Annotated in this window: 13 protein-coding genes; 4 read left to right on the top strand and 9 right to left on the bottom strand. The window is 74.1% G+C overall.

Features of this window, described 5'->3' with window-relative positions:
• Window positions 1–1,300: hypothetical protein (locus E1182_RS22810; RefSeq protein WP_132268734.1), on the bottom strand; the 1,300-nt coding region annotated here is incomplete at its 3' end.
• A gap of 89 nt (window positions 1,301–1,389) precedes the next feature.
• Here E1182_RS22810 and murD point away from each other — a divergent pair.
• Window positions 1,390–2,739 (top strand): UDP-N-acetylmuramoyl-L-alanine--D-glutamate ligase, encoded by a 1,350-nt coding sequence (gene murD / locus E1182_RS22805; RefSeq protein ID WP_132268731.1) that lies wholly within the window; start codon window positions 1,390–1,392, stop codon window positions 2,737–2,739.
• Window positions 2,740–2,880: 141 nt separating this feature from the next.
• Here murD and E1182_RS22800 read toward each other — a convergent pair whose 3' ends face one another.
• From E1182_RS22800 to E1182_RS22790, 3 genes are all read right to left on the bottom strand, one after another.
• Window positions 2,881–3,417 carry a DUF6114 domain-containing protein gene (locus E1182_RS22800; protein ID WP_132268728.1) on the bottom strand — a complete coding sequence of 179 codons (537 nt, stop codon included), beginning with the start codon at window positions 3,415–3,417 and terminating at the stop codon, window positions 2,881–2,883.
• Between the two features lies 1 nt (window position 3,418).
• Complete coding sequence (locus E1182_RS22795; RefSeq protein ID WP_132268726.1) at window positions 3,419–4,045, bottom strand: DUF6230 family protein; 627 nt, start codon at window positions 4,043–4,045, stop codon at window positions 3,419–3,421.
• Between the two features lie 220 nt (window positions 4,046–4,265).
• The gene (locus tag E1182_RS22790; RefSeq protein WP_132268723.1) at window positions 4,266–5,036 is read right to left on the bottom strand and encodes a TetR/AcrR family transcriptional regulator; all 771 of its coding nucleotides are present in this window, start codon (window positions 5,034–5,036) and stop codon (window positions 4,266–4,268) included.
• 370 nt (window positions 5,037–5,406) lie between these two features.
• Here E1182_RS22790 and E1182_RS22785 point away from each other — a divergent pair, with 370 nt between their 5' ends.
• Complete coding sequence (locus E1182_RS22785; protein WP_132268721.1) at window positions 5,407–6,081, top strand: Tat pathway signal sequence domain protein; 675 nt, start codon at window positions 5,407–5,409, stop codon at window positions 6,079–6,081.
• A gap of 120 nt (window positions 6,082–6,201) precedes the next feature.
• Here E1182_RS22785 and E1182_RS22780 read toward each other — a convergent pair whose 3' ends face one another.
• Genes E1182_RS22780 through E1182_RS22770 form a run of 3 tightly spaced genes read right to left on the bottom strand, consistent with a single transcriptional unit; the run spans window position 6,202 to window position 11,156 of the window.
• Entirely contained in the window at window positions 6,202–7,608 is a 1,407-nt protein-coding gene (locus E1182_RS22780; protein WP_132268719.1) for an acyltransferase, read from the bottom strand.
• Window positions 7,609–7,617: 9 nt separating this feature from the next.
• Window positions 7,618–9,441: an ABC transporter ATP-binding protein gene (locus E1182_RS22775; protein WP_132268717.1), complete on the bottom strand. Its 1,824-nt coding sequence runs from the start codon at window positions 9,439–9,441 to the stop codon at window positions 7,618–7,620.
• Window positions 9,438–11,156, bottom strand: coding sequence for an ABC transporter ATP-binding protein (locus E1182_RS22770; RefSeq protein WP_207921486.1), 1,719 nt, complete (start codon window positions 11,154–11,156; stop codon window positions 9,438–9,440). Before E1182_RS22770 ends, E1182_RS22775 begins: the two co-directional genes overlap by 4 nt.
• A 221-nt stretch (window positions 11,157–11,377) precedes the next feature.
• Here E1182_RS22770 and E1182_RS22765 point away from each other — a divergent pair, with 221 nt between their 5' ends.
• Together E1182_RS22765 and E1182_RS22760 are read left to right on the top strand one after the other, a co-directional pair.
• Window positions 11,378–13,051, top strand: coding sequence for a bifunctional 3'-5' exonuclease/DNA polymerase (locus tag E1182_RS22765; protein ID WP_371687593.1), 1,674 nt, complete (start codon window positions 11,378–11,380; stop codon window positions 13,049–13,051).
• Between the two features lie 235 nt (window positions 13,052–13,286).
• Window positions 13,287–13,880 carry an NTP transferase domain-containing protein gene (locus E1182_RS22760; RefSeq protein WP_132268736.1) on the top strand — a complete coding sequence of 198 codons (594 nt, stop codon included), beginning with the start codon at window positions 13,287–13,289 and terminating at the stop codon, window positions 13,878–13,880.
• 9 nt (window positions 13,881–13,889) lie between these two features.
• On the opposite strand, the gene E1182_RS22755 is transcribed toward E1182_RS22760, so the two are convergent.
• Together E1182_RS22755 and E1182_RS31245 are read right to left on the bottom strand one after the other, a co-directional pair.
• Window positions 13,890–14,699 carry a metal-dependent hydrolase gene (locus E1182_RS22755; protein ID WP_132268710.1) on the bottom strand — a complete coding sequence of 270 codons (810 nt, stop codon included), beginning with the start codon at window positions 14,697–14,699 and terminating at the stop codon, window positions 13,890–13,892.
• A gap of 111 nt (window positions 14,700–14,810) precedes the next feature.
• Window positions 14,811–15,013: hypothetical protein (locus tag E1182_RS31245; protein ID WP_165942692.1), on the bottom strand; the 203-nt coding region annotated here is incomplete at its 5' end.

The following is a 15,013-nucleotide window of genomic DNA, read 5'->3' as shown; positions in this document are numbered from 1 at the left end:
GGCCGCCAGGGGTGAAGACGTCGGAATCGGCGGCCGTGGACCAGGCGCTCCCGGGCACCGCGCCCACCAGGGCGCGCACGACCGGGGCGTCGCGCCACTGGTCCTGGCCGGCCAGCAGCCCGAGCGCCACCACCGACTCCTCCACCTCGCCGACGCACTCGAACGGCTTGTGCCCGTCCACGCCGAGCAGTTCCCGGTAGCCCGGAATCTGGGCGGTGTCGGCCAGCAGGTCGCCGCCGAAGATGCGCACCACCCGTTCCCGGGGCATGAAGGGCGCCATGGCCAGGAAGACGAACCGGCACTTCGGGCAGTCGCGGCACCACCGCTCGCTGGCGTCGCGCAGCTTGAACGCGGCATTGCAGCTGGTGACCACCGCGTCGTACCGGTCGATGGCGGCGAAGAGCCGGGCGATGTGCAGCTCCGACAGCGAGCGCAGCAGCGAGAAGTACGGCTCGGTGAGGCCGGCGTGCTCGGCCAGCGCCGCCCGCAGCAGCCCTTCCGCCTCGACACCCTTGGACCACTGGTGGTTGATCTCGTGCCCGTTCCAGACCAGGTTCGGATCCGAGGCGGAGCGCTCGTTGGACATCACCACCGGACCGAGGCCGTGCAGCACGGCGGTGGCGACCGCGATCAGCGAGTTGATCGCGGTGACCGGGATGTGGCCGTTGCGCGCGCCGGCCGCGTTCAGGTCGAACAGCACCGGGTCGAGCCGCCGCCGGGCCGCCAGCGCGGGCAGGCCGGACGCCTCGTTCACCGAGACGATCACGTGGTTCGGGTTGACCGAGAACGGCACCGGTTCGAACCCGGCGCGGCGCAGTGCCTCCAGGGTGACGATGGAGTCCTTACCGCCGCCGACGGCCGACAGCGGCCGGCGGTCGGAGTCGTCGTACACCCGGGGTGGGGCGACCTCGCCGGCCGGCACCTCCGGACGCAGCTGGAGCACGTGCGGCAGCTGGTTGCGGTAGGCGTACTCGGCCAGGCCCTTGGTGTAGACGGCGGTGACCAGCTCGGCGGCGGCCGTGCCCAGCGGCGCCGGCAGCACCAGCCGCGGTGGCGCGGCGGCCTTGTAGTAGCTGACCCCGGCGACGACGTGCAGCAGTTCCAGCACCCGGCCCAGGGTCGCCACGGTCTCGTCCGACGGCGGGTCGGCCGGCAACGGCAGCGTGATCACCTCGGTGAACCGCTGCTCGCCGTCCGGGCCGGTGAGCGCGTAGTCGAACAACGCCTCGCCGGTGGCGAGATCGATCGAGTAGGACGGGAAGGTGAAGGCGTCCATCCGCCGGAGCTGCTCGTTGGGCACACGCCATACTAGGCCCTGGTTCGTCCGGCCGTGCCCGGCTGCGCCGGACCGTGCCTGCCACGGAAGTCGAGACGCCTTGAGGAGAGCCCGTGCGCCTGTCTGACCTGCGCGGACGTAGAGTCGCCGTCTGGGGGGCCGGCCGGGAGGGCCGGGCCGCCGTGACCGCCGTCGCCGCGCACGGCCCGGCCGACCTGGTCGCCGTCGACGACAGCGCGTCTTTCCTCAGCCTGCCCTGGGAGGGCCCGCTCGCCGAGGCCGCGCCGTTGGTCACCGGCGAGGAGGGCTTCGCCCAGCTGCTCGCCGCCGACGTCGTGGTCCGCTCTCCGGGTGTGCCCTCCACCCACCCGTGGATGGTCGAGCTGCGTCGGCGCGGGATCACCGTCACCCAGGGCACCGCGTTGTGGATGGCCGACCACGCCGACCGGACCGTCGGGGTCACCGGCAGCAAGGGCAAGAGCACCACCGCCAGCCTGGTCAGCCACCTGCTGGCGGCAGTCGACCGGCCCAACGTCCTCGGCGGCAACATCGGGGTGCCCACCCTCGACCTGCCCGAGGCCGACCTGTACGTGTTGGAACTCTCCAGTTACCAGTGCAGCGACCTGACCGACTCACCCCGGGTCGCGGCGGTCACCGCCCTGTTCCCCGAACACCTGGACGCGCACGGCGGCGAGGCGGAGTACTACCGCGACAAGCTGAACCTGCTCGCGTACAGGCCACAGACCGTGGTGGTCAACGGCAGCGATCCGCGGCTGGCCGTGGAACTGGGGGACCGCCCGGCGGTACGGGCCGGGCTGCCGGACAGCGCGCACCTGGCCGCCGGCCCCGACGGCACCGCCTGGTTCCACCTGGCCGACCGGCCGCTGTTCCCGCGTGCCGCGCTCAGGTTGGTCGGCCGGCACAACGAGGGCAACCTCTGTGTGGCGCTCGCCGTGCTCGACGCGCTCGGCGTCGACGTGGTCGCTCGGCGGGACGCCCTGGCCGGCGCGGTCGCCCAGTTCCGGGGGCTGGCTCACCGGCTCACCGAGATCGTCGATCCGTCCGGGCTGACCTTCGTCGACGACACCCTCGCCACCAGCCCGTACGCGGCCATGCACGCGATCGACGCGTACGAGGGCAGGCCGTTGACGGTCATCGTCGGCGGCAGCGACCGGGGCCTGGACTACACGCCGCTGGCCGAGCACCTCGCCGAGCGGGAGATCACCGTGATCGGCATCCCGGACAGCGGCCCCCGCATCGTCGAGGCGCTGGCCGGCCTGTCCAAGGGGCGTACCGAGACGGTGGACGACCTGGTCGACGCCGTGCGGCTGGCCCGGGAGGTGACCCCGCCGGGTGGGGTGGTGCTGCTGTCGCCCGCCGCGCCCAGCTACGGCCGGTTCCGCAACTTCGAACACCGCTCGGAGGTCTTCGCCCAGGCGGTCCGGGACACCGCGGCCGGCTGACCCGGACCGGTCGCGTCCAACCCGGCAACGGGGCCGGACCGGACGGCGTGGGGACGGGGCCGGACCGGACGGTGTGGGGACGGCCGGCGTCGGGTCGGCTCCGGAACAGGACAGGCCCCAGGGCCGGCCCCGGCCCTGGGGTCAGGCCGGGGCGCGGTGCTGGCCGGCGGGCCGTTCGGTGGGTTCCGACCCCGGCGTGGCCGGTGGTTCGGTGTGATCGCGCCGGACGATGTCCAGGCCGTGGTCGCTCTCGGGCGCCGGTGTCGGGGCCGGTGGCCGGGCCTCGCGCGACCCCTTGGCCGGTGTCCAGGCGAAGGCGAGGCTGCCGCCGACCAGTGCCAGCAGCATCCCCACCCCGAAACCGCCGAGGTTGGAGGTCAGCCAGGAGGCCAGGGCGAGGATGAGGGTGAGCAGGGCGTAGAAGATCCGCTGCTGCGGGGTGGCGAGCAGCAGCACCCCGCAGAGCACCAGGATGGTCGGCACCAGGTACGCGGCCAGCCCCTGCGGCCCGACCTTCAGCACCACGCCCAGCGGGGCGCGCAGCGTCACCAGCATCTCCACCCCGGCGAGGATGATCAGCACCCCGGCGATGAGGGGGCGGCTGCGCCGCCAGTGGCGCCAGCGGCCCCCGGCCCGGCGGGTGTCCGCCGGGCCCGGGTGCGGTCGGTGCGTCGTCATCTCAGCAGCCGTCGGGGGTGAAACTCATCCGCAGGTCCGGCAGGGTGAAGACGGCGGCCGTGGTGGCGTAGTTGTTCTGTCGCAGGTTGGTGATGGTCACCGTCTCGGACTGCTGGGAGAAGACCCCCGGGGCGCCGGTGACGCCGGGCACCCGGGACAGCGTGCTGGCGTCCTGGCCGACGTCGATGTTCTTGAACGAGGCGTGGCCGGCGACCTCGTCGCCGTCCACGATCAGGGTACGTGCGGTGACCGGGGTGCCCTTGCCGCCGGCGGTGATCTTGAGGAACGTGCCGCCGAGATTGATGCTCTGGCAGAGGTTGGTCAGCTCGGCCCTGTCGATCGCCGACACCATCACCAGGACCTGACCGCCGGTTTCGCCCTGGTTGGGGCTGTCCGGGATCATCTCGTCGATGGTGGCGAACTGCTCGAACCCGGTGCCGTGGAGCCGGTCCGCGGTCACCGTGAACGGCATGCCGGAGATCGCGAACTGGACGCCGAGCGCACCCTGGGCGGTGGCCAGCACCATGCCGATGGCGCCCACTCCGGTGACGCCGAGCGTGGCGGCGAAGCGGCGCCAGCGTACGCCGCTGCGGGGGACCGGTGCGGTGTCCACAGTCTCCTCCGACATGGCTGCTCCCTCTGCGAGTCTCATTCAGCGGTGACGATGCGATCGCTTCTTCCGGAGTGTCGCGAAGGAGCGATCCGGGTGCGCCGACGTCAATGTCCGAGTCGACGCACGCCGAAGTTACCGCCGGGTAAGAGGCAGGTCAACGCCATGCCCTCCATTCGTGTTACGCGCGATCTGCGAAATCCCGCAAAGGTTAGAAACCGCGGCGGTTTTCGACCGATCAGGACTGCGGCCGATCCACCGGGGCGCAGGGCGCGGTCACGCTGACCCCCACGTCGGCCTCGGTGGACCGGGCGGCCCGTGCCGCGGCCTCCGTCCCGATGAACGGAGCGGTGACGGCATAGGTCAACACCGGTAGCAGTTCCGGCAGGTGCGCGGTGCGCTCCTGGGCCACCGCGGCCCGGATGGTGGCCTGCACACCGCCGACCACCATGGTCACCAGCAGGTCGTAATCGGCGGCGCTGAGCACCGGGCCCGGGCTCTCGGCGGGGAAGAAGCGGCGGAAGCTCTCCGGCAGTCGGTCGCGTTCCCGGCGGGCGTCCGGGCCGGCGGCCTCGATCTCCACCAACGCCATCCGGGCGAACGCCGGCACGCTGGCCAGCACCTCCAGCAGCGTACGCAGGGCGGCGCGGGCGGCGTCCTCCCACCGCGGGCCGGCGTCGGCGTAGGCGTCCTCCATCAGGCGCAGCACGACGGCGATGCCGTGCCGGTAGGTGGCCAGGAAGGCGTCCTCCTTGCCGGCGAACAGGTCGTAGAAGGCGGGTCGGGTGACGCCGGCAGCCCGGCAGATGTCGGTGACCCGCGCGCTGTCGTACCCCTTCGACGCCACCTCGTGGACCAGGCCGTCGAAGAGGCGGTCCCGCTGGGTGGCGGCGACCGCCTCGGCGGGGACCCGGCGCGGCCCGCGCTTGATGGCCCGGTCCGGGTCGCGTCCGGGACGCGCTCCCGGTAGCGGGGTGGACACCGGGTGCGGTGCGTGCGACGGGGCCAACCTATCTGCCTTTCTGGATGCGTTGACTTTACGACTTCCCGGGGTTTATAACTTTCCCACGCTCAGTTCAGGGTCGGTCACCAGTCGTCGTCCCGACAGGACGGCCTGGTCGGGTGTCGCCGAAGGGGGCTCGATGGTTGTCATTATGGCCGACCGTCGGTGTCCTCCCCAGGCCGGAAGGTCGCAGGTGACGCGGCGCCGCCGCGGAGTCATACCCGGCCACTGACCGACCGGCCGGGTCGACGGCGATCCGTCCCCCCATCCACCACGGCCCGCACGGTCGATCCCCCCGGCCGTGCGTCACCCCGGTCCGCCACCATCTCGCCGGTCCGGGCAATCCATCCCCACCACCGCTCCGGGAAGGAACCCCATGTCCAGGCTCCGCCGCCGCACTGTGGCCGTTGTCGCCACCGCCCTGCTGGTCAGCCTCGCCGGCACGTCCCCCGCCGCCGCGTCCCTCGACGACACCGTCCTCACCCACGGGGCCGTCGGCGGCGCCGCCGTCGCCGTCGGTGACGTCGTCCAGGCCGGCCTCGCCACCGCAACCACCGCTAACTTCTACTCCACCGCCACCGGCACCACCGGCGTGAAGTGCGCCGCCTCCACGTTCAGCGCCACCGTGCTGACCAACCCGGCCGCGCCCGGCGTCGCCACGGAGAGCCTCGACGCGCAGAGCTTCAGCAGCTGCACCAGCAACGTGTTCGGCACGCTGCGGGTGAACCGGGTGAGCGTCGACAACCTGCCCTACAGCACCAGTGTGGACAGCGCCGGAACGGTGACCATCAGCGGCGGCGCGGCCGGCCCCATCCAGAGCACCGTCGTGCTCGCCACCCTGCTCGGCACGGTCACCTGCGTCTACCAGGCGACCGGCAACAGCATCACCGGGGTGTCCTCGAACGCCACCACCTCGATCAGCTTCGCCAACCAGCCGTTCACGAAGGTCGCCGGGCCGGCCACCTGCTTCGGCTCCGCGTACTTCTCGGCGACGTACGCGCCGGTGCGGGACGTCAGCCAGGCCGACAGCCCGATCGTCTACGTCAACTGATTGCCCTCCCCCGAGGCCGGTGCCGGGCACTCCACCCGGCACCGGCCCGACCACGCCCGATCGCGGGTCGTCCTCGGCCGACCGCCGCCCACCTCGTCCGACCCGTTGCCGGAGCACCGGTCAGTCCGGGTGACCGGGTCGAGCCGGGCCCGCCCGTCCGGACCTGAGCAGCCGCAGCAACCCCGCCCCGGCCAGGTACGCCACCAGCGCCACCACCGGCACCCCGAGGGGTTCCGCGGCTTCCTTCGGCGTCTGCGCGTTGGACACCAGGGCGTAGACCACGGCGGCGAAACCGGCGGCGGCGAGCGCGCCGCGCGCGCCGGACCGGCCGGCGCGGTCCGGACGCCGGCCGGTGCGGGCCTCGATCGGCCCGAAGAGCGCCACCAGCACGGCCAGCACGACCGTGAGCAGCAGCACCCAGGGCAGTCGCCAGGCCAGCCAGGCCGCCGAACCGGCCGGTGGGGTGGGCAGCAGCCCGACGGCGTCGAGCGCGCCGACCAGCAGGATCGCGGCGGTCAGGTGCCAGAGGAAGACGGTGAGCACCACGGCGTTAACCGCTACCACCACCGACCAGGGGCGGCGGCGGTGCAGCCACCGCTCGACCGGCCGGCGGGCCAGCACGATCAGCCCGAGCTGGGCGGTGGTCAGGGTGAGCAGCGCCAGGCTCGGTGGCGCGGCGTTGTCCAGTCGCTCGCCGGGCACGTTGAGCATCGCCAACGGGTACGGCCCGACGCCGGTCAGCAGCACCGTCGCGGCCAGACCGGCGAGCAGCATCGTCCACCCGGCCCGGCGGGACATCGGTAGGCGGGTCGTACGCGGACCGGTCCGTGCCGGCGACGCCGCGGTGGACCGCGGGCCATCGAGGGTGGTCGCCGAGCGGGCGTCGTACCAGGCGAAGCCGAGCTGGTGGACGGCGAGCCAACCGAAGACGTAGTTACCCAGCGCGTACCACTCGGAGCCCAGCGCCCGCCCGACGTCCCCCGCCGCGACCAGCGCCGCCAGCGCCCCCGGCACGAGCAGGCCAAAGCGTCGGTGCAGCGCGTACGTCACCGGGGTCAGCGGCACCACCAGCAGGTAGGCGGCGAGGAACCACAGCGGGATGGTGGCGAACCAGACCACGGTGCGGACCAGGGTGGCCGGCACGCCGGCCAGCGAGGCGACCGCGGCTCCACCGCAGAGCACCAGCAGCAGCGCGGTGGTCGGGCGCAGCAGCCGCGCGGCGCGGTCCAGCAGCCAGTCGGTGGCGTTCCCGCCCCGCTCCCGGCGGGTGACCAGCGAGGCCGCGTTGGCGAACCCGCCCACCAGGAAGAAGATCGGCATAACCTGGGCCACCCAGGTCAGCGGGTACGCCCAGGGCAGGTCGGGCAGGGCCGAACGCCCGGTGGGACGGCCGGCGGCGTCCGTGCCGATGACGGTCGCCGTCCAGTGCCCGAGCACCACCATCGTGATCGCCAGTGCGCGGAGCAGGTCGACGTAGCGCTCCCGCCCCGCCGGGGTGCGCTCGGCGAGCTGGCCCAGGCGGCGCATGAGGTGAGCCTAGGCCAGATCGGGATGCCTCGGTCGCCGGTCGGCCCCGGTTCGCCCGACGGTGTGCGGTCGTTCGGTGTCGCCCGAAGCCGTGTCGCGCGGCTCGGCGTGCCAGGAGCGCCACAGCGCCGCGTACGCCCCACCGGCCCGCAGCAGGTCGTGGTGGCTGCCGATCTCGGTGATCCGACCACCCTCCAGCACCGCCACCCGGTCGGCGTCGTGCGCGGTGTTCAGCCGGTGCGCGATCGCGATGACGGTACGCTCGGCGAGCACCGCCGCGAGCGCCCGCTCGGTACGCCGGGCGGTGGTCGGATCGAGGGCGGCGGTGGCCTCGTCGAGGATCAGCGTGTGCGGGTCGGCGAGCACCAGCCGGGCCAGCGCGAGCTGCTGGGCCTCGGCCGCGCCGAGCTGCCGGGCGCCGTCGCCGAGCAGGGTGTCCAGTCCGTCCGGCAGCGCGGCCGACCAGTCGGCGCCCACGGTGGCCAACGCCGCCCGCATTCGCTCGTCGGAGGCGTCCGGGGCGGCGAAGGCGAGATTGTCCCGCAGCGAGCCGATGAACACGTGGTGCTCCTGGGTGACCAGCGCGATCCGTCGCCGCCGCTCGGCCGGGTCCAGGTCGGTGACGGAGCAGCCGCCGACGCTGACCGATCCCCTCCGTGGCGCGTCGACCCCGGCGAGCAGCCGGGCCAGGGTGGACTTGCCGGCCCCCGAGGGGCCGACGACCGCCAGCCGCTCACCGGGGGCCACGTCGAGGTCGATGCCGTGCAGGACGTCCGGCCCGTCGGCGTACGAGAAGCGGGCGCCACGGACGACCAGCCGCCCGCCGCCCGGCGGGAACGCCCCGCCGGGCGGCTCCGGCGGGACCAGGCCGACGCCGAGCACCCGGGCGTACGAGGCGAAGCCCCGCTGCGCCTGCTCGGTCCACTGCAACAGCCGGTCCAGCGGCTCGATCGCCTGTTGCAGGTAGAGCGTGGCGGCGACCACCGCGCCGAGCGCAACCGTCCCCGTGTGCAGCAGGTACCCGCCGACCAGCAGCACCGCGGCGACCGGCAGCGGATAGCTGGCCTCCACCACCGTGAAGAACACGGTACGCAGCGCCAGCGTGGCCCGGCGGGCCTGCCACAGCCGGTCGATACGGGTGGTGCCGTGCGCGATCCGGTCGTCGGCGAGGCGCAGCGCCTCCACGGTGCGCGCACCGTCGGCTGTGGCGGTCAACGCCTCGGTCAGGTCGGCGGCAGCCGCGCCCTCGGCCAGGTAGGCGGGGCTCGCCCGGCGCAGGTACCAGCGGGTCACCACCCCGATCGACGGTAGTCCGACCAGCGCCGCCAGGCCGAGCAGCGGGTGCAGCAGGAAGATCGCCCCGAACAGCAGCGCCAACTGCACCGTGCAGATGACGATGGTGGGTACCACGTCCCGGACGGTGCTTCCGACGGTCGACACGTCGACCGAGCTGCGGGTGGCCAGGTCGCCGGCCCCGACCCGTTCGACGACGGAGACGGGCAGCCGCAGCGTGGACCGGACGAACTCCTCGCGCAGTTGCGCGACGGCCCGCTCACCGAACCGGTGCCCGGCGTACTGGGCGTACCGGGACAGCAATGCCTGCGCCACGACGGCGCCGACGATCGCCAGGGCCAGCCGGTCGACGGTGGCGACGCCGGCACCCGCGGCGACCCGGTCGATGATGACGCCGAGCAGCCACGGCGGGGCGAGCCGGGCGATCGCGGCGGCGGCGTGCAACACCAGCAGGAGCACCACCGTACGCCGATCCCGGCGCAGCAGGCGGCCCACTGCCCGGCGGACCGTGCCCCGATCGGCCACCGGCAGGCCGGTCACGGGTGGCCCCGGTACGGCTCGGCGGGTTCGTCGGCGCTGTCCCGGTCGACCAGGGCCCGGTAGTCCGGGTCGCGGTGGAACAGATCGAGGTGGGTGCCGGTCGAGACGATCCGGCCGGCGCGCAGGTGGGCGACCGTGTCGGCCCGGCCGAGCAGCAGCGGTGAGGTGGCGAGCACCAGGGTGGTCCGGCCGGCCCGTGCGCTGCGTATCCGCTCGGCGATCCGTGCCTCGGTGTGCGCGTCCACCGCCGAGGTCGGGTCGACGAGGATCAGCACCTCCGGTTCGGCCAGCAGCGCCCGCGCCAGGCGTACCCGCTGCCGCTGGCCGCCGGAGAGCATCCGGGCCCGGGCGTCGACCGGGGTGTCCAGACCTGCCGGCAGGGCGTCGACGACGTCTTCGGCCGACGCGGCCCGCAGCGCCTCGGTGATCCGCTCGTCGCCGGTTCCCGGCCGGGTACGCAGGACCTCCCGCAGGGTTCCGGCGAAGATGTGCGACTCGTGCTCGGCGACCAGGATCCGGGCGCGGACCTCGTCCAGCGGGCGTCCGGACAGCGGCCGGTCGCCCCAGGTGACGTCGCTGACGACGTACCGGCCGAGCCGGTCGGCCAACGCGACGGCGTCGGCCGGGTCGTCGGCGGCGACCGCGGTCAGCCGGCCGGCGTGCACGGTCAGCCCGGTGACCGGGTCGTGCAGGTCGGCGGCGCGGGCCGGTGCCGGTTCGGGCCGGCGGGCGTCGGGGACGGTGCCGGGACCGCTCGCCCGTCCCGGGACGCCGCGCGACGACCGCTGCCCGCCGCCGCGTGGTCCACCGACGTCGTCGGGGGTCAGGGTGAGCAGGTCGATGATCCGGCGGGCGGCGACCCGACCCCGGATGAACTGGTGGCTGCCCTCCAGCAGGAACCAGACCGGCACGATGAGGGTCGCCACGTACCCGTACACGGCGACCAGTTCCCCGACACTGATCTCGCCGGTCACCGTCATCCGGGCACCCAGCCACACCACCGCGGCGAGGAACAGCCCCGGAATGGCGAGTGTCGCCGCGTCGATCCAGCTGGCGACCGCGCCCACCCGGTACCCCTCGGCGCGCAGCTGCCGGGACCGGGCGGCGTACCGGCGGGCGAACAGGTCGCGGCCCCCGACCCCGGCGAGCACCCGCAGCCCGGCGACGATGTCGCCACAGCGGGCGGTGAGGGCACCCTGGTGCTGCCGGTAGACCGACTCCGCCCCGTCCAGCCGGCGCAGCAGCGGACCGACGACCAGCCCGACCGCCGGCACGCCCACCAGCACGCAGAGCGCGAGGAGGGGGGAGATCGACCAGAGCACGACGGCCACGACCGCGTACGCGACGACCGCGCCGACGCCCGGCCCGGTCAACGTGAGCACCTGGGCCGTCCAGTCGATGTCGGAGCCGCCGACGGTGGCCACCTCGCCGGCGGCGGCCCGGCGTCGCAGCACCGCGCCGATCCGGGCGACCTGCCGCAGCACCAGGGCGGCCGAGCGGGCCTTCGCGTCCTCCCGGACGAAGGTCATCGTGCGGTGCCGCAGGATGCCGAGCCAGGACAGCCCGAGACCCGCGGCGACGATCGCCGCGACCCAGGCGGTCAGGGCCGGCATGTCGCCGGCCCGCAGCCCGTCGTCCACCGCCCGCGAGATCAGGTACGGCCGGACGGAGAGCCCCACCATCCAGGCGGTGCCGAGCAGGCTGCCCCGCAGCACCCGCCAGGGCTGGCAGCGGACCAGCCACCACAGGTAGTGCAGTGGTCCGCCGAGGTTCGGTGAGCCGGGGTCGGGATGCGGAATCTGCGGAGGCACCGGCCCACGCTATCGGCCTGTTCCGTGCCGCACCGTCCGGTTTTCCGGGTGGCCGGTCCCGGGCTTGCCCGGGCGGCGGCCGGTGCGGCCCTGGTGTGTCACAGGGGCGAGGCAGAATCGGCTTCGTGCTGGTGGCGGTGGTGGCGGACGAGCGGGGTGGGGGCGTGCTCCAGCCGCTCGACGGTGCCGGCCGCCCCGCCGGGCCGGCGCAGCGGGTCGCCGACCTGGCCGCCGCCGTCGCCGCCCGGGAGGCCGCCGGGCCTCCCCGCTGGGTTGTCGCCTCGACCGCGGCGCTGTATCCGACGCTGCTGCGCGCCGGGGTGCGGCTGGAGCGCTGCCACGACGTGGAGCTCACCGAGGCGTTGCTGCTCGGGCACGCGGGTCGCTGGGGCGAGCCCCGGTCGCTCGCCGCCGCGTACGCCCGACTGACCGGGGCCGCCGTCCCGGCCGACCCGCCAACCCGGCCGCCGGTCCCGCCGGGGCACGGCCAGGGCGCGCTCTTCGACGCCGTCCCCGGGCCGGCGGGCCCGGGCGTCGCGGCGTTGACCCGGGTGTACGCCGACCAGCTGGCCCGGGTCGCGGCCACCGCGCATCCCGGCCGGTTCCGGCTGCTGGTGGCCGCCGAGTCGGCCGGCGGGCTGATCGCGGTGGAGCTGGGCGCGGCGGGCCTGCCGTGGCGGGCCGACGTGCACGACGCCGTCCTCGCCGAACTGCTCGGCGAGGGGTCTCCGGTGGGTGGGCCGCCCCGCCGGCTGGCCGAGCTGGCCGCCCGGATCGCCGAGGCGTTCGGCGTACGGCAGGTGCACGCCGACTCGCCGGCGGAGCTGTTGCGGGCGTTCGCCCGGGCCGGGGTCGAGCTGCCCAACACCCGGGCCTGGGTGTTGCGCGGCGTCGACCACCCGGCGGTGCCGCTGGTGCTGGAGTACAAGGAGCTCTACCGGATCTGGACGGCGCACGGCCGGGCCTGGCGGGACGCCTGGGTCCGCGACGGCCGCTTCCATCCCGAGTACGTCCCGAGCGGGGTCGTCTCCGGCCGTTGGGCCACCCGGGGCGGGGGAGCGTTGCAGATCCCGAAGGTGATCCGTCGGGCGGTGGTGGCCGACCCGGGCTGGCGGTTCGTGGTCGCCGACGCCGGCCAGTTGGAGCCGAGGGTGCTCGCGGCGGTCTCCGGTGACGCCCGGCTCGCCACGGCGGGCGCGGCCGGTGACCTCTACGCCGCCCTGGCCGAGGACGCCTTCGGGGGTGACCGGGCCCGGGCCAAGGTGGCCCTGCTGGGAGCGATGTACGGCCAGACCGGCGGGATGGCCGTTCCCGCCCTGGCGGTGCTCCGGCGGCACTATCCGATCGCCTTCGGCTACGTGGAGGCGGCGGCCCGCACCGGTGAGGCGGGCGGTCTGGTGCGGTCGTGGCTGGGGCGTACCTGCCCGCCGGGGACGGTGGGCTTCGCCGACGGCGAGGGCGTCGACCGGGAACCGGACGGCGACCCGCAGTCGCCCCGGGCCCGGGCGGCCCGGTCCCGTGGCCGGTTCACCCGTAACTTCGTCATCCAGGCCACCGCCGCCGAATGGGCCGCCACCCTGCTCGCCACGCTCCGTGGCGAGCTGGCTGGGAGCGGGGCCGAGCTGGTCTTCTTCCAGCACGACGAGGTGATCGTGCACTGTCCCGCCGGGCAGGCTGGCGCGGTGGCCGAGGCGGTGACCCGGTCCGGCGCGCGGGCGTCGGCGCTGCTGTTCGGCGACAGCCCGGTCCGGTTCCCGTTGGATCTGTCGGTCGTCGACTGTTACGCCGACGCGGCGTGACGGGCCCGCTGCGGCGTGGCCGGTCCGCTGCGGCGGGGCCGCCCGCCGACGGTGGCCGAGGGTGCCTGCTCGTCCCGTCCTGACCCCGGCAGCGGAAATCATTCTGGAATGTGGCGATTTGCCCCGCTACCCGGTGCCGTGGGTCGTCGTTGGGTCCGGTGTGCGCAACGGACCGGGCAGCCCTGCTCGGTCCGTCTTCACGATGGAGGTGGCACCGCTGAACCGGATCGCAGGCATGATCATCGCGGCGGGTGGGGGACGCCGGATCGGCGGCCCGGAAGCCCTGCTCCACCAGGGGGAGCGGCCCCTGGTGGACCGGATGGTCGACACGATGACCGAGGCGGGCTGCGAGCAGATCGTGGTCGTCCTGGGCGCCGCCGCCGACCAGGTGCGCCAGAGCGCCGACCTGTCCCGGGCAACCGTGGTGGTCAACCGGGCCTGGGGCACCGGGGTCGGATCATCCATCCGGGCCGGTCTGGCCGCGCTCACCGACGAGGAGATCGAGGCGGTGGTGGTGGTCCCGGTGGACATGCCCGGTCTGACCGCCGCGGCGGTACGCCGAGTCGCCGCGCTGCCGTACCCGGATGTGCTGGTCTGCGCCACCTACGACGGGTTGCGCGGCTACCCGATGCTCTTCGGCCGGCGGCACTGGTCCGGCATCGCGACGCTGGCCAGCGCGGACGTCGGGGCGCGGCCGTACCTGCTGGCGCACAAGGACCAGATCGTCGACATCTCCTGCGACTCGGTGGCCGACGGCAGCCGGGTGGACACCCCGGAACTGATGGCGCTCTACGGCCTGACCGTCCCGCCGCAGCGGCTCGGCGCCTGACCGGCGCCGTCAGCCCTCGATGTTGAACCGTTGCAGCACCGACGGCGCCAGCAGCCCCATCGCCGCCAGCACGGAGAGCACGGTCAGCGCGGTCCGCAGCACCACCACCTCGGCCTTGCTGCCGGTCCGCAGCGCGATGCTGTTCGGCAGACCGACCATCATCCACATTCGGCGTTTGATCGGGATCGGCCAGAGGATCGGCACCCCCGCCTTGGTGATCATGTCGCCAAGGATGTGCACGAAACAACCCACTCCGACGGCCAGCCCGATCATCGGATAGCCCCGGTCGCCGGGCAGGTTGGCGAAGGTGTACCAGGCGGCGGCGGCCGAGGCGAGTGTGACGATCACCCAGCCGGCCCGCTCCGCCCACCGGTCGAACAGGCCGCGCAGGGCCAGCCCGATCATGAAGAACAGGATGCCCACCACCGCCCACTTGCCGTACGCGGTGCACAGCGCGGTGGTGCCCCATCCGACCAGGACGGTGAACGGGATGGTGTGGGTCAGCGTCCGGTGGCCGTTGTTGCGGCGGGGATCGCGACTGAGCTTGGTGGCGTAGTAGACGCCCAGCGAGACCTTCTCCATCACCTCGGCGAGGAACAGGGAGAAGACGCCGAAGGTGCGGGCCACGGTCGCGCCGCCCTGGTTGCGGGTGACCTTGCCGGAGAGATCCAGGTCGGGGAAGAGGGCCCCGCCGGCGCAGACCGCGGTGCCCACCGCCAGCGCCAGCGGCGACTGCTGGTAGTCCGCGAACTGGTCCAGCGCCCACGAGCCGGTCAGCCACACCGCCGCGCCCGACAGCGCGTGGGACGGTCCCATCATGGCGTCTCGCCCTCCCCAGGTTCTTGATCGACAAACTACGCCACTGTGTCAGAGCCACCGCCCACGGGGCAATCGCCGTGCGGTCCACAGGGGAGTACGGTTCGCGTCCCGTCAGGTGGGGGAGCCGACGTCGGCAGCGGGGTGGAAGCGGCGCCGTGCCACGGCCATCTCCCGGGCGGCGGCGGCCCAGTCCAGGTCCGCCTCGCTCCAGCTCAGGATCCAGCCGGTCGCCCCGGCCAGCGCCAGCGCCACCACCACCAGCCCCCACCGCCGTGGGATGCGGCGGATCCAGTGCGGGGTCGCGCTGGTTGGAC

The sequence above is a fragment of the Micromonospora sp. KC721 genome (genome assembly GCF_004348355.1).
GTDB lineage: Bacteria > Actinomycetota > Actinomycetes > Mycobacteriales > Micromonosporaceae > Micromonospora.
Note: the sequence above shows the minus strand (reverse complement) of the source record. Positions and strands in the feature narration are given on the sequence as shown.